Origin of the sequence: Klebsiella sp. K5-204 (genome assembly GCF_030128585.1) — a bacterium.
Taxonomy (GTDB): Bacteria; Pseudomonadota; Gammaproteobacteria; order Enterobacterales; family Enterobacteriaceae; genus Klebsiella; species Klebsiella quasipneumoniae.
The window spans coordinates 131785-151751 of the sequence record NZ_JAKUZS010000002.1 but is presented as its reverse complement, the minus strand read 5'-3'; the positions used below and the strand labels follow the sequence as shown (position 1 = coordinate 151751).

The following is a 19967-nucleotide window of genomic DNA, read 5'->3' as shown; positions in this document are numbered from 1 at the left end:
TATATAAATTCAGCTTGTGCTTTTTAAAGAAACATAATTATCCTTTTACTCATTAAACTTGAAAAAAATTTGTTTTGAGGTCTAATCACAGTCATAGATACCGGTCGAATATCTTGAATTCAGCATGTGAGGTGAGGCTCTCTGCTCGTTAGGCTAAATTGAATTCATGCCCAAAGCGATCTGCAGGGCCAAAACAGCCCTATTCGTGCTGGAATCGTAACCCCAACATGCCGCCTGAAATATTCAGGTAACTTAATATAAAATTTTTTCAGCTTATTAAAACCATATAAATTTTCAATGGCATTAAATTTTTTCTTCAGTCCATATATTTGGATAGTGGGTTTTTATTTTTTCGATACGCATAGCTCCAGACAATTTGGAACATGTATCAATGATCGAATTAAGTACAGCCTCAAGTTTGAATGTGTTATATTTACTATTGATAAGCTTAGCTTCTGGTGTATCAAGATATCTCTTAGCATAATACTCTTTAAACTCAAGTGCACCTTGATACATCCCAGTATCTTTTTTATAATTAGTCCATCTAACTGTATACGAATCATATTCACTATATGTTAAATCCAAGTAACACTCTATAGCGGCAGCTGTTCTATTAATATTGGAGAAACTTAAGCCACCCGGACCGCAAGTAGGGAAACTCTCAAACTCCTTAAGATCTGGAAGACACATGCAACTTATATTATAAGGAAGTTTCATCTTCATTATTTTATTGTAGGCTTCGACCCCTTCACTATCGTTGTCAAGCACAAAAATGATTTGGTTTTGTACATCAATTTTTACTAGCCCCTCTGCAAACTTTGATAATCCTCCAGTGCCGGGGAATGGGTGACCGGATGTTACATCAATGAAACGGAAAAAGTCACAAACGCTAGGCTTAATTAACCTGAATGCCTTTTGTAATATATGTGAGTCCGACGAACCTTCAGTTGCTATGAGAAAAGAATTTTCACGACTAATATCAGTTTTTATGTGGTTAATGTGCACCCATCCGTTAGCGACTATCTCCCCATAATCCCACTCGACATATTCATTATGATTATTTTTGTTTTCACTTAAAAGTTTGATTATTGAGTACGGATGAAGTATGTTTATAACACTGAAAAATGCGGTTTTTTCTGACCAGAAGGAGTCGTTATAATGATCATAGAGGGGTATTCTTTTTAAAATGTTTTTAGGGAATAGTTTTAAAATTAAATTTTCTTCTTTATTTGAATAATCAAACTCGATGTATTCATTGTCTAACCTCCCTAGATCATAACTTTTAATTAAGCTCATAAACTCATCAAAACTAAAAAGATTCTCTAGAGGTTCAATATTATCTGGGTAGGCTTCAATCATTTCGTTTCTTCGGTTGATCTCATGCTTTACAATATTTTCATATTCCGCACGAATAGCATTAAGAGAAAACCCAAGTAATTCAACCCGTTCAGCCACCGCTACAAGAGGCTTTCTGAGTACGGTCCACTGAAGGCGTCTTTCATCATCAATTTCAGCAGTGTCTTCCAAACCATAGAGTTCATACTGAGGTATCATTATGTGGTCAGCTGACTGGAACAATTTCCCATGATCAACACCTAAGCTATTTTTACTCCAGTCTATCGGTGCACCTGAGACCTTAAGTGAAATTTCCGTACCCATAATTCCTCTTTCAAGCTTTTGAATATGAATCAATTAAACCACCAGAAATTTCATCTGTCACCAATTATTCTCTGAAATTACATGTGGGATGCTATCTTTAAGATTCAAAGTGAATATCTATCATTAGGAATTAGCACGAGGTTCGAAGCAAGTAACAGGTTTGTCAGGGATTATATGCGTTGCAGGTTACGTATTGCATCATCACAAGTTATAAGAATAATGAAATTTTCAACTTCCTAATATATGGAACGTTCGTAATCAATAGGCCAAGCATGATTTACGACGAATGTCACGATTCCCACTACAACTTCGTTGAGCAACTCTATATCTTTTGCCTTATCATACAGAGTGATAAAATCCATTCCCATAAATTGAGGTCCTGATTAAGTCTGGTTATATATAGTAATTAAACGCACCGGCACTACCATAACTAATTCGACTTATTCATTTCAGCCAAATCAGTAAGTTGCATTCTTAGCTCTTGAACTGACGACACAAGATCAGCAATGATAGCTACATAGTCCACGTTCATTACCTGAAACTTTACCCCATCGATCTCCTGCTCACATCCCATGAAGGTGTAAGTTGTGTCCACAGTATCAGCCTGCTGCGCGATAAATCCCCGGCGTCGCCGGTTTTCCCCTTTCATCTGATACTCGCACACCCCTAACCTTTCAATGCGCTGCAGCGCATTCTCAGGAGCTTCCGTAAAACCTTCTTTCAGCCGCATGTCTGATCCAGTGGTCATGACGTCACCTTTCCCGGTGGAGATTGTGCCGCCAGCGTGGAAAATCCATGCGTCAGTCCGGGAGTAACCATCAAGGTAGATAACTGCCCGGTGCTCAGACCCGACTAATTCCTCCAAGTAGAAACCAGCGTAAGCTCCGCGTGAATCCCCGTTGCCACCACGTCCTTGAAGCATAGACTTTAACGGTGCCGCAGTGACAAGTGTGCCGTTAGCGGGTGAGCTTGGCGCAATGTTACGTGCCATTACCTCGCCCCAAGTGTAAAGGTGCTTTTTACACATGAAAGCACCTTCAAGCGTAAGCTCGCCGGATGTCGCTTCGATAAGCCTTGTTGTGTAGTCCGCTGCGCTGCCGTTGAAATGAAAGTCAATGTATGGCGTGCTCATCGACAGCTCGATCGCCTGCGTCAGTACCTTACCCTTCGACGTGTTGTTGATGTTTCCGCCAGCCGACAGCGGGCCGGGTAGCGTCGTCTGCTTATCCACGCCAATGACGAAAATATCCTCATACGTCGAGCCGGGTGCTACGGTTGCAGTGCTGGCCCGCTGCACCTTAAACGGCGTCCCGCTGCCGACGGCGATGGTTCCGCCCTGCCCTGATTTTTTCAGGAGCGCAAGATCGCTGTTCTTCCCGAGAATGATCATGCTGTTGTCGTTCATGACGTTGATGTTTCCAGCCGACACGTTAATCCCGGCGCTGAACGTTTGCAGGGCGGTGAACGTGTTCACCGTTCCGCGCTGCGCGGCAGTGTCCACAGCGCCAATAACCTTGTTCCACGAGCGCACGGTGGCGGTGGTGCCGTCCTGCTTCGTGATTGTCACGTCACCGACGCCAAAGAAAATTTGATCCTGATTGGCCAGGTCTGTGTAGTATTTGCTGAAAGCGTTGTGGATGTCCGCCGCGAGTTGGTCGCTAATTATTGCCATTTAATACCGGCCCCCAAAGGGGCCGCCTCCATTCTATGGTGTGGACGAACCACGGATTACGTTGTTATTGCGCGCGGCAAAGGCGTCAAACCTTGAGAGGATGGTCAACACCATCTGACCGTTACGATCCAGGTAGCAGCCATATCGCAGAACAGCATCACCGGTACCAGCAGGAACGACGAACGACATGTTGTCTACGTTCATTGATTCTTGTGCTGTTAACAGGCGGTCCGCCCCACCTGTTTCGTACATAAGCTCAATGCCGATCTCCATGCTGCCACCGCCGGAAGTTGCGCCGGTTCCACGGAGTAACATTGCATACGACAGGTAGCCAGGATCGAGACCACCATCTGAGCCAGGCGCGTAGGACATGCCCGCGCGAAGCGTGCCGCCGCCGTCAATGCTGATGCGGTCTGTTTGTAGCAGGCCGCCACGGATGTTGATTACCTGGTCAAAGTTCTGCCTACGGAAGCGAGCAAGCTCGAACCACTGCCACGTTGCTTTAGGTACCTTGCGTGTGCGGTGCTGAGCGATATTGATGGCAAATGAGCCAATATCCCCCTCAATTCTGTTGGCATACACCGTTCCATCAAATCGACCATTAGTTGCGTATACCGTGCCGCGAATGACCACATTATTTAACTGCGCGCTACCGTCCTTGTTGATACTCCAGCCGCTGTAACCGTCGACGTAGTTGTTCGACTGGATGACGTTGCCGATCTTCGCGTTGGAGATCGAACCATCACGAATCAACGCTTCCTGCATGTAGGCCACACCGCCCTGCACAATGAACGGATAGGCTTTCCCTGTGCCGCCGGTATACACCGCGAAAGTGTCGGCCTGTACCAGGAACTGTGAGCTACCGGTTGCATCAATACCCAGTTGAATACCTGCTACGCGAGGGTTTGCACCACCGGTATCAGTAGCCACTTTGACGCCCCACTGCGCGCCCAGCTTGCCATTAATGTCCGCAACGGTGCTGGATACTTCCTGAACAGTTGCCGACATACCGTTTACCGACGACTGAACGGTATTTATCTGCTCAGCTGTCGCTTTTTCCACATCAGCTACGACCTTGTTGGTCTGCGTGATGGCTGCCTGATTGTCACCAATCTGCGCGCGCAGCTGCTGGAAGCCGTTTGCCATCGCCAGCCCGTTCGCTGCGGTGGTTTCGTTCAGGCTATCAATCGACGCTTCAGCATCATCAACGCGTGAGGTGATGCTGTTCAGCGCGGTTGAGTTCGCCATGAGCTTCCCTTCCGCATTGGTGACGCGGGTGGTCAGCTCGCTAACAGCTACTGCGCTGGCCTTCGTGTCGACAACGCCGGACAGGTCAGACAGATCGCTGTTCAGCTTGGTGATAGCTTGGCCCTGAGTGGTCAGGGTGTTGCCCTGCTGCATGACCGTGCTTTGCAAGCTGGTGATGGCGTTGGCGTTCGCCGTGATCTTCCCGTTCGCGGTGCTGAGGTCTGCGGTCAGTTGAGTGATCGCCGTACCCTGCGACGTGATTTTGCCTTCTGCCGACGTGACGCGGGTGGTCAGGTTGGTGATAGCCGTCGCGTTCGCTGCGTTGTTGATCTCGTCGGTGACGTCCACAAAGAAAACGTCGTCAAAGTAGACTTCACCGGTGGCGAGGTTCCAGTTGATCGAGTAGGCAACGTCCATATCTGTCGCCGGAACAAAGTCTTTTGTGAGCAGCGTCCAGTTGGTACCGATGTTCGCTTCTGAGAAGTTCAGCTCAGACAGCGGGCCAGCGCCGGTAGTCGCATTACCCAAGCGGAACTTGTTGTTCCCGACAGTGTTGGCACCGATCGCCATATCAGCGGTGCGCTTCGCATAACCACCGAAGCGGTAGGTGCGGCCTGCTTTCGCGTTCAGGACGTTCTGAGTAACCGCCGTGTTGCCACCAGCCTTACCGCGCAGGATGTACGCGCCAGACTTGGGAGCTTGCGCAGCGTAGACGTCAGCGCGTGAACTCCAGCCGCCCCAGTTGTCCGTTCCGCGCTCGAAGCCGGTGTTCGTCAGCATGTTATCCGGGTTCGCCGCCAGTGCTACCGCGTCATTCGTCAGGCTGGATTTCAGCTGAGTGAGCGCGTTCGACTGAGCGGTGATGTCCTGGCCCTGCTGGGTGACGGTTGTGGTCAGGCTGGTGATTGCCGTGCTGTTCGCCTTGATCGTCACCTCTTCGGTGATGTCGTACACCTTGAAGGAGTCGATCAGGATCTCAGCGTTGGACGGGTGGCAATAGATGCCGAACGCCGCGCCGTCGACGCCGCTTGCCTGATTGAGATCGGTTTCCCAGGTCAGGGTCTGCCAGTCGGTTGTCAGCGTGTTGTTCTTGTCAGCGTAAGAGCCTTCCACGGTGCCGTTGAAGTTCCAGCGACGCATGAGGAGGTTCATTGCCCCACTTACGCCCTTCGCACGCACGACATAGCGATAACGACGCTGTCCGTTCTGCGGTACCGGCTTTTTGTTGTTCGCGAACAGGCCCGGAGATGTACCGTTAGCGCGAACCATGCGGACACCGTTCTTCCCGGCGCCATACGCGCCGAAGGTCACGGTACTGACGCTGTCCTGCTGCACGCTGAATGCGGTACCCAGTTGCAGGAAGTCATAGTTCTGGATCAAGTTCTCGCCGGTGCGGCGGAATGCTTCCAGACCGTTGTTCAGGTTGGTGATAGCCGTGCCCTGGCTCGCAATCTGGCCTTCTGCGGTGGTCACACGCGTTTGCAGTGCGGTGACTGCGCTGGCGTCCGCCTTCTGGCTCAGCGTGCCGTTGATGGTGCTCACGTCACCGTTCAGCTTGGTGATCGCATCGGCCTGAGAAGTGATCTTGCCTTCCGCACTGGTCACGCGAGAAGTCAGCCCGGTGATGGCGCTGGCGTTCGCGTCGGCAGTGGTCTGCGCTGCGTGCGCGTCGGTAACGTCGGTGATCACCAGATCGTCGATGTAGACGCGATACCCCGGGCCGCCGGATGTGCCACGGCAGGAGATCCACAGGCGGCCGCGTGTCTTCTGTGCGCCACCGGCACCGATCTTGCCGGAGAACTTGACCCACTTACCACGTCCGCCACCAGCTGCAAGCGTCGTCTCGTTGATATTGAGCGCGGTAGGCCATGCGGCTTGACCAGCTGAGGTGCGAACCATCAAGCCGACAAGACAGCTCCAGCCTTCCGGCGGCGTCTCAGTTTCCGGCATCATCGCCCAGCATTCGAAGCGGTATACAGCGCTTTCGCGAATGGCCGTCTCGTTGCCGAAAGTCTTGTCAGCGTTGCCGGATTCACCGTCAGCACGGCGACACTTGAGCGACTTCTCACCGCTGAAAAAGAACTCGGTAGTCACTGAGCCGTTCGCGCCGCCGATGATCTGGCCGTCCGCGTAGGACTCAAACGAGCCATCCACCCACGGGTTGCTGTTGCTGTACTGCACAGTTTTAAGCGAGTTATTCAGCTGGGTGATCGCACTACCCTGCGACGTGATGTCATTTCCCTGCTGGGTCACTTTAGTGTTCAGCGAGGTGATGGCGTCAGCGTTCGCCTGGATCCTGGTGTCGTTGGTGATGTCGACCACGTAGACGTCGTCGAAGTACATCGCCCCGGCGCTCAGTGCAGTGGTCAGCTGGAACAGCGCGGTGGTGGTCTTCGTGGCTGTCCAGTCCATGAAGACGTGTTGCCAGTCAGCCGTAAACGGGCCGTAATTCGTGCCAATCAGCAGGCCGGTAGAGTCGGAGATACGGAATTTCGTATTGCCCGGATCTTGGATGGTTGTGCCTGCATCCTGTTTCGCGAACACACCGAAGCGGTACCGGCGGCCCTGCGTGATCTCCACGTTCTGACCCACGCCAGTATTCCCGCCTGATGCAGCTTTGAGAGCCTTGGTTCCGCTGTGTGGGATGCTGAGGGTGACGACAGTAGACAGCGAGTTCCAGCCGCTGAACGATGCGGTTCCGCGTTCGAACGAGGCGTTCGCCAGCAGGTTCCCCGGGATCTTGCCTTGTGCGTCGATCGAGGAATCAGTAGCCGCAATGCTGTTGTTGAGCTGGGTGATCGCCGTCCCCTGAGAATCAATCTTGCCTTCGGCAGTCGTGACCCGGGTGGTGAGCGCAATCAGCGCCGCAGCGTCGGCTTTAGTGTTGACGATGCCGGTCAGCGTGTTGAGGTCGCTGGTCAGTTTCGTGATGGCCTGGCCCTGAGACGTGATCGAGCCTTCCGCCGTGGTGATACGGGTGGTCAGCTGGGTGATCGCTGTGGCATTGGCGTCTGCCTTGCCTTCTGCGGTCGCTGCTGCGGTGACGTCCCGAACGCTCCAGTCAGTGGCGTACCAGACAGAGCCGAAGTCCGGGCCAGTCTGCGCAATTTGCAGGAACGGGCGGAAATAACCCTTCGCAGCATGCGTGGCGTTAGCCTTGAAGCGCCAGGTGGTGCGCGTCCACTGTGCGCCGGTTGCTGCGGAGATCTGGCCGCCATTCGCCTGCGGTGAGCCGATACCAGAGGCCACGCTAGACGCTGTCCCGATGTAGTGCTGGAACGGCGCGGTGCCGGTGCCACATGCAGCCAGTACAGAGATTTCAAACACCTGTCCTTCGCGGCACGGGATGTTATTCATTACCGGGACGTGATCGCGGTACTGACACTTGATCGCCCACGCGTAAGGGCATCCCCCCGGAACGCCTTCGGATGCAGTGGAAACTACGGTCATCCCCATTTGCGGGTATGCCGGGTCTACCGTCGGGTTCGGGATAAGGTTCGCGGCCTGAGTCAGCACCCCCTTGAGAGAGGAGTTGATTGTGGTGATGGACTCAGCCTGTGAATCAATCTTCCCTTCTGCGGTGGTGACGCGGGTGGTCAGGTTCGTGATCGCCGTGGAGTTCGCGGTGATCTTCCCGTTCGCCGTCGACAAGTCGCTGGTCAGCTGGGTGATGGCGTTACCCTGCGCGGTGATCTTCCCTTCGGCAGAGGTGACACGGGTGGTCAGTGACTGCAACGCGTTCGCATCGGCCTTGTTGTTCAGCGCGGTGTTGATGTCCTGCACTGAGTTGTTCAGCGTGACAATCGCGGCGCTGTTCGCGTCAACCTTCCCGGAGGTCTGCTCAACCTGAGAGGAGAGGATCTGCGATGCGGATGCAGCCGCCAGTTGACCGGCACCACTGAACAGCTGATCAACGTTGTCGGAGAGTTTGAGCCCGAAGTTGATAAAGAACTGGCCGGTGATCTGTGCAACCACAAATTCCAGCGTGTTCCAGCCCTTCTTGAGCACCAGACTATAGGTGATAGTCCCTGCACCGAAGGTGGCTACCTCTGCCCCGTTGATGTACAGGCGCGCGGTGTCGTCCACGATGCGTGAGCCAGGAGCAATTGCGATAGTCTTGTCAGCTGCGACATACACCAGCGACTTCGCATACGCGATTTTGTAGTCGCCGTAAGTCAGGAAGTCCAGTTTTGCAGCGTCGGCCATCTCAGACACGGCCAGCGGCGGAACGCCAGACAGGTCGGACAGTTTCGGGATGTACCCGCTACCGCTCACCTTGATGTCGAAGACCTTGGTCAGCCAGTACTTCGCTTTCCCGTTCTGCGCAGTGTTCTGCAAATCGGTGATAGCCTGCCCCTGCGACGCCAGCGTATTCCCCTGCTGGATAACAGTGGTTGCCAGCTGCTGCAATGCGCTCGCTTCGGCCTTGGTCGCCATCTGACCCTGCAAGGTGCTCACGTCGCCTTTGAGCTGGGTGATCGCCTGGCTGTTGGTGGTGATGGCACCCTCTGCGGCGGTGACGCGGGTAGTCAGCCCGGTGATCGCGCTGGCGTTGGCGTTATTCCTGATTTCTTCTGTCACGTCGATGAAAAAGACGTCGTCGAAGTAGATTTCACCAGCGGTGAGGATCCAGTTGACGCTATACAAAATCGTCATGTCGCTGGAAGCGGTGAAGTCCTTGGTGAACAGCGTCCAGTTAGTGCCGACGTTGGTGGCGTTGTACAGGAGTTCGGACAGCGGGCCGGTACCAGTATCAGCGTTGCCTAACCGGAACTTGTTATTCCCGGTGGTGTTCGGACTCATCGCCATGTCGCCGGAGCGCTTGACCCAGCCACCGTAGCGATAGGTTCGCCCTTTCTGAACGTTGGCGACGTTCTGGCCGATGGAGGCAATGCCGCCAGCCTTCCCGCGAAGGATCATAGAGCCGGATTTAGGCACCTGTGCTGCGTACACGTCGGAATAGGCGTTAAAGCCAGTCCACGCTGCCGTTTTGCGCTCGAAGCCGGTGTTCGTCAGGAGGTTATTCGGGTTAGCGGCCAGTGCGATAGCGTCGCCGTTCAGCGTGCTCTCAAGCCCGGTGATAAGCTGGCTGTTCGCCGTCACGCGCCCGTCAATGTTTGTCACATCAGTCTTGAGCTGGGTGATGGCGGTGGCGTTCGCCGTGATCCTGCCGTTCGCGTCGGTCAGACCGCTTTGCAGTTGGGTGAGTGCCTGCGCCTGCGCCTGATTCTCACTGGTCAGCGTGTCGAGGCGCTGGGTCACTACCGCCTTGTTCGCGTTGTAGTCGGTGCGCAGGGTGTTGACGTCGCTGGCGATCGCCTGTTCTGCGGTAACGCGTGTCTGGCGCTCGTTGTAAATGATGCCAGTTACCAGCTTCGCCGGGTCGGTTCCCTCATAGTTGCCGCGTAGCTGAACAGCCAGCGTGTTACGTTCCGCAGCCTCTGCAGAATCCGCAGCGGTCATGGCAGTCTTGAGATCCTGTATCTGCGCCTGCGAAGCGCCAGGTGTCGGACGGCCTACTGCCAACCAGTCAACGGCGTAGTAGTTATTGGCATCCTGGTTGGTAGAAAAGTCCAGACGCAGGCGGCGCAGGGTGCCGGATGTCGCCCACAGCAGATCGGGAAGCGATAGAACAGTCACGCCGGTTGCCGGGTCAAAGTCAGGTGCCGGGATGGTCAGTGAACGGGCGTCAGTCCAGCCTGTTTCCTCAGCTCCGATCCAGTACAGTTTGCCAGCCCATGCAGGATTGCCTGTGCGCTTCATGCGAAGCCGCATGTACTTGTAGCTGCGCGCATCGATCGCAAGCGGGTTCGGTGAGCGCATCGTTGACGTTGCGCCAGCCGGGTAGATCCAGCCGTCTTGATCGACCGGCAACAGGTTGGTGTTGTTGTCGTTCGATGCCCAGCCTTCAGGACCGTTGTCGAAGTACCAGATCGCGATACTGTCGAACTGCTCGCCAGTGCCAGCGGAGATGGAGGCCATCTGCTGCGCCAGGCTGTCGAAACCGTCCTGCATCGTGGTGTTCGTGGTGCTGATCTGCGCTTCAACTTCGTTCTTCGCCGTCAGCAGATTGGCCGCAGCCTGCGCCGCAACCGCTGCATCGTCAGTCTCAGCTTTGGCGATAGCGTCCGCGACGTCACTGGCCGCCTTATTGGCGGTGGCGATATCGCCAGCTTTACGATCGAGGATCTCCTGAGCAATAGCCCCGGCGTTAGCGGCCCCAGCGTTCGCAGCGTCGGTGATGTCCTTCGCGTTCTGCCGGATATCAGCAAGCTGGTCGTTCAGCTGCTGCTGTTGCTGCTTGTTGGTTGCTACAGCGCCGTCAGCAGTCACCTGTGCAGCCTGTGCGGCATCCTTAGCAGCCTGCGCGCTGTCTGAAACCTCTTTAATACCGCCAGTTAGCTCTTCGTAGGTATCCGTGTCTTTAATCGCATCATCGAGTTGCTGGTAATAGTCATCGACGTTATCGCTGGACATTCCATGCACCCAGCCGGTCCATGGCGAGGCATTACCGAGGCGGTCGATCAGGCGTGCGCGATACCAGAACTGTGTGGCAATCTTCAGCCCCATCTGCTGGTACTTTTTACCAGGATACGCTAAATCGGTCAGCGGCAGCGCGCCTTTACCGTCCTGATCAGGGCTGTACTGCAGCTCAGTGCGCTGGGTATCCTCCGCCCCCTCAGGGAACTCCCAGCGGATCTCAATTCCCGCGGTCAGTGATGCCGTCGTTAACGCCAGCGGCGGCAGCGGTTCACCAACTTTCCCGGTCAGGGTCTTCTCTTCGGAATACGCCCAGCCGCTCGAAATCTCCGCCGCATTGATCGCGCGGACACGCACCAGATAGCGGCCGGCATAAATACCGCTAACCTCGAACGAAGTGGTTGAGTTACGTGGCACGCTGATCCAGTTTCCCTCATTTCGTCGCCACTGCGCCTCATAGGAAATCGCACCGCTGACCGCTGACCAGTTGACCTGCATCGTTTCGACGCTGATCCCCTGATTCACGACCGAGCGGGATGTGATGACAATATCGTCAGGAGGTGACTGGTTGCCCGCCGGCAATACGCTAACCGGACGCTGGTCGATAATAGCGCCGGTATCGATGCGGGGAAATTTATCCGGGTCATGTGCCACGCCGGTGATGGTGAGCGTGCCGTTATTGTTGTCCTTTACACCAATGACGCGGTACTGCTGCGGCACCAGGTCAGTATATTCGACGATCCAGACGCACTCCGCCTCTGGTGTCTCACTGTATGCCGTTGTAACCGTCACCTGCCGACGACCGTTTACCGACTGAATGGTCCGTGCCTGCGAAATACCCGATGGCAGGTTCAGATGCAGGCGGTCGCCCTCTTTTGCATCGATATCACGATCAAGCGTGATTACGCGTCCATTCACCGCGCTGATACGACCACCATTAACTCGCCTGGCCAACCGTTCGTCGCCCAGCCCAATGATGTAACCCGGCTGCGGGATCCTGCCGTCCAGCCCGACATCAATTTCGACCATGCGGTCCTTATTGTTGGTCAGGATCCCCCACAACCCTTTACGATGGGCTTCACTCTGCCGCGTACAACCAATGGCCGTGACTTCCAGCTGGTTAAAACTGTATCGGGAAACCAGTTCCGGGATAAATGCGGGCTCCATCGCATCGGCATAGGCGTTATCCGGATCAGACCAGGAAACCAGCGCGTTGGTGTAGCGGGCCTTACTGGTGCTGCTGGAATATCGCGGGCTACCAAGAATATTCGCGCGCGTATAGTTGAAATCGACATCACGCGGCATATCGGCCTGAACGATAATCTGCTCACCACTCCAGCAGGTCATCCCCCGGAAAATAGCAGCGAAATCGCGCAGTACGGTGTAGGCGTCGTTACGCTCCTGAACATAGACATTGCAGATATAACGAGGCTCCATGCCATCGCCGCCCCTGCCATCGGGAACCAACTGATCACAATACTGCGCAATCGGGTAGAGCGCCCATTTGGAGATATTCGCGCTGGTCAGACGATCGCCAAGACCGAAACGATCAGAGACAACAATGTCGTAATAAATCCATGCCGGGTTATCAGTCCATGCCCATTTGAAGCCCCCTGTCCATGTGCCGGTATATTCGCGCGTTTCCGGGTTGTAGTTATCCGGGACACGGATAACACGCCCACGCGGCTCGCAGGAGATTTGCGGGATGGAACCATTGAACTGGCTGGAGTCGAATTCGATGTACAGCAGCGCGGTGTGTGGGTAACGCAGCTTCGCGTCAATAACCTCGGTGTAGCTCTGCAGCGTCATGACGTCGCCGATTTTCACGCTGTTCGCGTCCGGCGATATCTTGCGAAGACGCAGCGTCCAGGTGCTGCCTGCCTGCGGTAAATCGATGCGGTGGCTACGTTCATACCCGGAAGTAGTTTTGCCGGAGACGGCGGTCTCGAGTACGGTCTGCCAGGCTCCGCCATCCGTCTGTAAATCGATGGCGTATTTAACGGTATTCCCCACCACATCGCCGTCGTCTTCCTGCTTCATCAGGGAGGGCCATTTCAGGCGGACGCGAACGGCAGAAAGCTGGGTATTCGTAAACGTGTGGGTCCAGGCGGTCTGGCTGGAAACTTCCGTCCCTACGCTAATTTCATTCTCGGTACCGGGAATACCCTGAATATAACTCTGCGCCTGCGTGCCAGGACGAAACTCCCAGGCTACTCCGCTGAAGTTTTGAGAACCATCGGCATTCTCAAGAGGAGTACCGTCGAGATAAATATCTTTCCCGGTTAAACCACCCGCAAATTCACCCTCACCCAATGCGATAAGAATTTTGGCTTTTGCTACAGACTGTAAATCGTCCGGCTGTTCTGTAGGTGTACGTTGGCTTGAACTGCCACCTTTGCGCCCTTTAATGATGTTATTTGCCATATTACGTCCATAAAAAAAGCCACCGCGAGGTGGCCTGAATTGGATGGTATAACTTACTAATTATTTATTGCTGGTCTTCGACATAGATACCGGCGGAAATAATCGCCCCGCCAATTCGCCGCTTACCATATAGCCAACCAACAGGATAACCCTGTGAGGCGGTATTGGTTACGCTACCAAAGGCATAGCTGGCTTTATTGTCGGGGGATTCTTTTCGTGCCAGCCCCCCAGGCTGAGGGGAAAGCATCTGAGCTACACCACCTATCGACATTGCTGCCCCTGCCATCATTACATTAGCCCCCCATGCCTGGCCAAATCCGATAGAGGCTATGGCTCCAACTGCGACAATAACCGCGCCTAAAATAGTTTGAAGGAAACCAGCTTTTTTGCTGCCAATAATTATAGGCACAATCCGAATTACCTCTCCTGCTATTGGAAATCCTAGGTCGTCTACCCCTATGTTTTTTTCTCCTTTAAATACCGCATAGGTTAGTCCACGCTCTTCGCTGGTAATCATGAATTTTTCAAATCCAGGAATGGTACTCGCCAGTGCTATTCCTGCTTCATGGGGGCATGAAATAAGGCGATAATGAGTTTTCCCAAACTTTTTACCGAGCGTTCCACTTAGTTCAATACGCGTCATGACTTCTTTCATGTTTTCTCTTAAAAAAACCGCCTGACGGCGGCTTTTCCCGTAAAAAATTAAAAAGCTGTAGGGTATATACCAAAATCACCGTTGGTCCCATAACCTACACGATACATTAACGTTTTCCCTTCGGTAACTTCTCCTGATTGTTCACTCATACCCCCACCACACATTCCTTTAGGCCAGGCACTGAAGATATGAGTACCTATTACAGGATAAATAACTGCTTTTTCCGCCGTATCCAAATCAGCAATTTCTTTACCATCAATATAAATTCGAGTCATACAAGCACTTCCCATAAAGCCTGAATCTCTTTTTATGATGACTTCGCCCGTACCTTCTTTTTTAGTGAAAAGCGATGGATTTAAAATTTGTTTAGAAGGTATGTTTTTTGCCTGCTCATTAGTTACAGGCTTAGTCGCGCATCCTGTAATTCCCACGATCACTAACGCCAGTGCAATTTTTTTCATCTCGGTGTCCCTTTTGCTTTATAGTTAAAACTCCACAAAAGATTAACACAGAGAACGATATCGGACGATTTTCATCGTCCTGTCTAACCAGTATCCACCATACGGCACGCGCTTGCTGAGATGACCATAAAGGTGGTGCAACAGCATGTTGCCTTCCAGCAGAATCCCGGCATGGTTCCACTTATCCGCCTGCACCTGCATGATCACCATATCACCCGGTTGCGGCGGACCATCAAACTCCCGGAACCCGCATTCATACCAGCAGTCCTGATAAAAATTGTCCGAATACTCCTTTTCCCACCACGGATAATCGACGCGGTAATCGTGCAGCTCGATGCCGTGGGTTTGCCTAAAATAGCTCATCACCAGGCCCCAGCAATCATAATGACCAAGCACGAACGGACGCTCAAGGAGGGGCAACTCTCCGCGTGGGTGGATGGTACGCAGATCGCCTTCCGGCCAGCTGATAATATGCCAGGGGAGCAGAGTGGCATCGCACTGCGCCTTATCCAGCTCACTGGGTTGAGTGGTCGCATCAGGATGGCTGTGAACAATGCCGATGATCGTCCCCCAGTCTTCTACCGCTGCGTAATCTTCTGGCGCCATTACAAAATTATCATTCGACTCACTGGCCATATTTCTGCAGGGGAAATAGCGCTCCACTCGCCCCTTTTGGGCAATCAGGCCGCATGCCTCACGCGGGTAATCAGCGGCAGCATGGGCCTGTATCGCCATAATCGTTTTCTGGCGCATATCAGCTCCTTATCAGCGACGTGCCAGGAAATCCGCCAAACGGCAACTCGTTATGCTCACCAAAACGCAGTTTGCAGGCTGTGAGTGTTCCGTTGCAGACGTCTTTCGATGGGTCATCAACCGGCTTGTTATTCTTGTCGAAATACTTTGTCCCTGCATAATCGCAGCCATCGCCACTACGGTATTTATTGCGAATACACCAGGTGCAAACCGAATGATATTGCCGGGTCGGAATCATCATCCCCTGTAGGTCCATCGGGCTGGAAAGCGTGAACTCCACTGTTTCATCGGTTTCAAGACTTTTGGTGTCGATAAAATACAGATGACGTTTTTCCTGCGTCGGGTCCGTTGTGGCATTACCTTCAGGGAAGTTTCGCGCATCCAGATACTGCTTTTGTGTCTCATGGATAATGACCCGAGCCATCGCCAGATCGTCATAATGCAAACACAACGCGGAAATCGAACCATCAATGTTGCCCACCCTCAGTGTCGGCTGCGCGTCGCTTCCTGAAGTCGAGGATTCGATCCCCTCTAATTCACACGGCCACGCTTTATATTCGGTTCCCTGCCACCAGATACTTTTAGCGGGCAATTTCGATTCATCGCCACCAGCGGCTAAAATTTCCGCTTCAGTATGGGGAATGTTATATCCGTGGAAATATAAAACATCCCCCATGTTAAAAGCACTACCATCAATTTCAAAAAGCCGGACTTCATCTCCCGGCTCCAGTTTCTGATAATCAGCGTGAAGACTCATGGTACGAATGCCTGTTCAAATGTTGCAGTGACTGTCATGACTCTGTTATTCAGAACGGCTTTTTGCAGGCTGTCGGCCTGAACCCGCCATAGCGCCAGCTCGTCATAGGGTGGTTTAAACGCAAAGGATTTTGTTTTATGCCGTCGCAGGAATTTATATATATCCAGGCCTGTTTGCAGATCTCCGGTAAATGAAAATGCATAATTTAAGGTTTCCGGGTTTATTCCCTCCCCTGAAACCTGCGCATAGCCGTCGCCAAATTGCGCCTTTCGAATATTATCCTTACTCGTTATTGCGGGCTGACTGGCGGCCTGAATTCTCCAGGAAAATGTTTCAATAGTCATAAATAGCCTTTATCTCAGCCAGTAAAAAGGCCGCAAAGCGGCTTCAGGTATTAACGCCCTTCTTTTATTGCCTTCCAGAGTGGCGTTCCGGGCCGTTGGGCCTGTTCACTGACGACACTAATAATGGCGGGTTTCAGTTGCTTGAGGATACCGTTACTGTCAATCGCTGACCGCTGCGTAGACTGCTGATCGTTGCTGCTACTGATATAGACGCCGCCCATGTTGACCATCACACCACCAGAGGACACACTTGCCGGACTGGCAGCGTTGCCGACATACCCGCCGGAGGCATAACCGCGCATCATCCGGTAAAGGTTGCTAACGCCGATGCGGCTGGTTGCCTCTTTGGTGAAAACGAATTCGCCGCGGTGGACAACCCCAGCGGGCTCGTATTTCCCCCCATGCCCGGTATAACCGCCACCATCAAAGCCAGAGGGACGATAGGAAGGAACGGCAAAAGACTGACCAGAATTTGAAGAACTGCTCCCGCCGCTGATCCACCCCATTGCAGCCTGAAAGGTGTAGGCCACAATAAGCTGATCGATGACCTGAGCGATCATCTTCAGAATGGATGTGGTGAATTCCTTAAAACTCGCTTTGCCGGTGGTATTGAGCAATGTCAGCTGATTTACCAGCCCCCCAAAAGTGGCCTGCGAAATTTGTTGAACAGAGGAAAATACGTTAGTGGCAGAATCCTGATACTCAGCCCAGCCCTGTTTAGCGCCGGCCAGCCAGTTACCGCGCAATGCGTCCTCGGCTTCATAGGTGGCTTGCTGTTCCGCCAGCACCTTGCGCTGCGCATCAGGGTTGAAAGCATACGTTTCACTCAGCTTTTCAAGCGTGCTCCTTCTGTTCGCTTCCCTGCCGGAAAGCCCTTCGGCCTGAGCCTTGATCCCCGCCCGGATCGCACTCTGCTGCTGAGCGAATTTATTGGCCTGATCTGCCAGATTATTCAGCTTCTGCTGCAGGGCGACCTTATCACCTAGATCTGCCAGCTGACGTTTGTATTCCAGGGTTTCGTTTTTATGGGCCAGCAGGGATTTTTCCTGGGCGGAGAGCTGGCGGCGGCCGGCAGCTTCCTGCAAAACAGCATACTGATTTTCTGCCTGCCAGAGATCCCGACGTTGCTTACTGATCACGTCGTTGACGTCTGTATGCTGCTGGAGGGTTTTCAACTGAGCTTGCAGGGTCAGTAATTCGGCCTGAGCCCCTTCCTCTGCTTTACTCCCGGCGGGTGTTGTGTACTGCCTCCCTTTCGGTGTTTTAGGGTCTTTGTACTTGGCATCAATACTTGCGCGGATTTTTTCTATATCACTGGCTGTCCAGCGGGTGGCAATCCCATCGATCGCATCTTGCTTGTTTTTCTCAACGAGCTTATTAAATTCGGCCTGGGCGCGAGCCCGTCTTTCTGCCGGCTTGAGGCCTGCTTCCAGAAGTTGATTAAACTGCTGCTGGTTCCTGATGGCTTGCTGTTGTTGTTCGTTACGCAGCTTCTCACGTGCCGCGGCTAAACCTTCCTTAGCGTATGCTTTATCGGCCTCATCATAAGTTTGTTTCAGCAACTCAGCACGTTGAGTGGCAATACGCAAACGTTCTGCATCAGCCTTAATGAGGGGGTTATTACCGGAATAGTTGGGATCGACGTTCAGGTTGGCGGCCAGTTGCCGGCGTTCTTTTTCCGCGGCCTGCCAGTCTGCAAAAGCCCCCTGCCGCTTCATGGCAGTATCAGGATTCCGACCAATGCCCATCATGGCATCCCAGGCGCCGCTGGCGGCATTTTTCACCCAGTTCCATGCAGTTTCCAGTGTCCCCAGATTTTCCTTCACCGCATTTGCGCGCTGGATAACGCTGTCGGAATAGGCCCGCATCGCGAGCTCTGCAGCGCGCTGTGAATCCCCCAACGCCTGAGCAGCTGAAATCTGTTCAAACTGGCTTGCGGTCAGAAAATGCAGCGACTCATTCAGCGTTGCAACCGCATTAACCGGATCCTCTTTCAGCCGTTTGAACTGGTTAATAGTTTCATCCACCGCCTGGCCGGTCGCCTGCTGGAGCCTTGCAGCCACGTTGGCAACGCGCTCGACGTCGGCGCCACCGAATGCCCCACTTCCGACAACCTGCGCTAATACGGCTGCCGCGGCGTGCTGAGTGACTCCATTTCCTGAGATGTTCCGCGCCAGCGCCTGCAGTTGTCCCGATGTTTTCCCGGCATAGTTCCCGGTGAGAATAAGCTGTTTGTTAAACTCTTCGGCTTCCTTCCCGCCCTCGTACCATGCCTTTCCCAGCAGAACGACGGATGCCGCTATGCCACCGACCACGCCGGCGATCCCCAGTCCGCGTAGCGTCATCATTTTTTCGAGCCACCCGGCCTGGTTCGCCAGGGTTATCCCGGAGCCACGCAACGCGCCGAAATTACCACGCAATAATTCCCCCGCCAGCACGCCAAGTTCCCGACGTGCGCCAGCGCTCTCGAGACCAAGGCTGTGCGTGGCGACCTTTGCCGCTTCCAGTTTGCGGATATAAACTTCAGCGGCATCGCCGGCGCCCACCTGCGCCGCTTTCATTCTCAGGAGCTCTGTACCAGATAGCTTTTGCTCGACAACCTGCGCCTTCAGCTGGCGAAGAAATTTCTCGCGCGCCTGGTTCGCTTTTTCCTCAACCTGCTGAAGTTCTTTCTGCCGGGCCGTGGTGCGGGAAATCAGGGAGAGATAATCACCCTGAGTGATGTTTCCCTGTGCGCGGGCCTTGCGGAATTGTTCCTGGACACTGGCCAGCGACCGCGTTTCACCACTGAGGGATCGAACGCCATCTATCTGCCGAAAGAACGATTCCGCCAGCGCATCCTGCCGCCGCGCCAGCGCCTCTGCCTGCGCATCGTTCTCCCGATAACGCTGGTTTAACCCGGTGACGCGCTGGTAAGTCTCATCGACCGATTTGGAGACCCGTTGCAGTTCGCTCTGAAGCCCGGCGGCGGCATCCGCCTGTCGCTTATGCATATCGGACACGGCGCCTGCGCTGGCGGCGCTGGTGGTTTTCAGCGCGCTAATTTGCGACTCTGCCGCACTACGCATGCGCGTCTGCACTTTGTCCGATTCATCCGCCATACCGGACAGTTGCCCCCTAATCCTGGCGATCTGTTCGGTGAACGTGGCATTGTCGACATCCAGGTTAATGACAAGGTCGCTAATCTGCTGGGCCATATCTGGTGCCTCCTGTAATTCCCTCCGCGGCCAGCATCATGGCTTCATCGTCCTGAACATTATCCGCTGCAGCCTCAGCGGAGGGAGACAGCAGGCTGAAGTGTGCAGGGGTGATGTCCGGATCCCGGTATAAGAAGGTTGAAATGGTGTAAAGCAGCCCGGAGAAGTGGGCATCGAGCTGCGCGTCCTGAAAAAAACGCTCCCGGTAAAAGTGATGCCAGTCGCCCAGCTCGGAGGACGTCATGCCAGCAAGCATGGCGCGCCAGTCAGGTCGCCCGAACTCACGCGCCAGCTTCAGGACAAAATCAAGCTCGCTG

At 53.6% G+C, this 19967-nt stretch carries 10 protein-coding genes; all 10 read right to left on the bottom strand.

Annotated elements, in window-relative coordinates:
* Nucleotides 1–303: 303 nt before the first annotated feature.
* Entirely contained in the window at nt 304–1659 is a 1356-nt protein-coding gene (locus MKR05_RS06190) for a HEPN/Toprim-associated domain-containing protein (protein WP_284118167.1), read from the bottom strand.
* A 430-nt stretch (nt 1660–2089) separates the two neighbouring features.
* The gene (locus MKR05_RS06185; RefSeq protein WP_284118168.1) at nt 2090–3331 is read right to left on the bottom strand and encodes a tail fiber domain-containing protein; all 1242 of its coding nucleotides are present in this window, start codon (nt 3329–3331) and stop codon (nt 2090–2092) included.
* Nucleotides 3332–3364: 33 nt separating this feature from the next.
* Entirely contained in the window at nt 3365–13483 is a 10119-nt protein-coding gene (locus MKR05_RS06180; RefSeq protein WP_284118169.1) for a carbohydrate binding domain-containing protein, read from the bottom strand.
* A gap of 64 nt (nt 13484–13547) precedes the next feature.
* Complete coding sequence (locus MKR05_RS06175; RefSeq protein ID WP_020315039.1) at nt 13548–14138, bottom strand: tail assembly protein; 591 nt, start codon at nt 14136–14138, stop codon at nt 13548–13550.
* Between the two features lie 47 nt (nt 14139–14185).
* A complete protein-coding gene (locus tag MKR05_RS06170) occupies nt 14186–14599 on the bottom strand; it encodes a hypothetical protein (protein WP_074186500.1) in 414 nt (137 codons plus the stop codon).
* Nucleotides 14600–14641: 42 nt separating this feature from the next.
* Nucleotides 14642–15352 carry a C40 family peptidase gene (locus MKR05_RS06165; RefSeq protein ID WP_131008530.1) on the bottom strand — a complete coding sequence of 237 codons (711 nt, stop codon included), beginning with the start codon at nt 15350–15352 and terminating at the stop codon, nt 14642–14644.
* Between the two features lies 1 nt (nt 15353).
* Nucleotides 15354–16109, bottom strand: coding sequence for a phage minor tail protein L (locus MKR05_RS06160; RefSeq protein ID WP_071080305.1), 756 nt, complete (start codon nt 16107–16109; stop codon nt 15354–15356).
* Nucleotides 16106–16453, bottom strand: coding sequence for a phage tail protein (locus MKR05_RS06155; RefSeq protein ID WP_020315047.1), 348 nt, complete (start codon nt 16451–16453; stop codon nt 16106–16108). The genes MKR05_RS06160 and MKR05_RS06155 overlap by 4 nt, the downstream gene beginning before the upstream one ends.
* Before the next feature lie 50 nt (nt 16454–16503).
* Nucleotides 16504–19650: a phage tail tape measure protein gene (locus MKR05_RS06150; protein WP_284118172.1), complete on the bottom strand. Its 3147-nt coding sequence runs from the start codon at nt 19648–19650 to the stop codon at nt 16504–16506.
* A complete protein-coding gene (locus MKR05_RS06145) occupies nt 19634–19906 on the bottom strand; it encodes a phage tail assembly protein T (RefSeq protein ID WP_048324899.1) in 273 nt (90 codons plus the stop codon). The genes MKR05_RS06150 and MKR05_RS06145 overlap by 17 nt, the downstream gene beginning before the upstream one ends.
* Nucleotides 19907–19967 lie beyond the last annotated feature (61 nt).

Coding starts and splice junctions, on each gene's coding strand:
- MKR05_RS06165 (WP_131008530.1), bottom strand. CDS start 15,352: ATGCGCCAGAAAACGATTATGGCGATACAGGCCCATGCTGCCGCTGAT.
- MKR05_RS06190 (WP_284118167.1), bottom strand. CDS start 1,659: ATGGGTACGGAAATTTCACTTAAGGTCTCAGGTGCACCGATAGACTGG.
- MKR05_RS06180 (WP_284118169.1), bottom strand. CDS start 13,483: ATGGCAAATAACATCATTAAAGGGCGCAAAGGTGGCAGTTCAAGCCAA.
- MKR05_RS06150 (WP_284118172.1), bottom strand. CDS start 19,650: ATGGCCCAGCAGATTAGCGACCTTGTCATTAACCTGGATGTCGACAAT.
- MKR05_RS06175 (WP_020315039.1), bottom strand. CDS start 14,138: ATGAAAGAAGTCATGACGCGTATTGAACTAAGTGGAACGCTCGGTAAA.
- MKR05_RS06170 (WP_074186500.1), bottom strand. CDS start 14,599: ATGAAAAAAATTGCACTGGCGTTAGTGATCGTGGGAATTACAGGATGC.
- MKR05_RS06160 (WP_071080305.1), bottom strand. CDS start 16,109: ATGAGTCTTCACGCTGATTATCAGAAACTGGAGCCGGGAGATGAAGTC.
- MKR05_RS06145 (WP_048324899.1), bottom strand. CDS start 19,906: ATGCTTGCTGGCATGACGTCCTCCGAGCTGGGCGACTGGCATCACTTT.
- MKR05_RS06185 (WP_284118168.1), bottom strand. CDS start 3,331: ATGGCAATAATTAGCGACCAACTCGCGGCGGACATCCACAACGCTTTC.
- MKR05_RS06155 (WP_020315047.1), bottom strand. CDS start 16,453: ATGACTATTGAAACATTTTCCTGGAGAATTCAGGCCGCCAGTCAGCCC.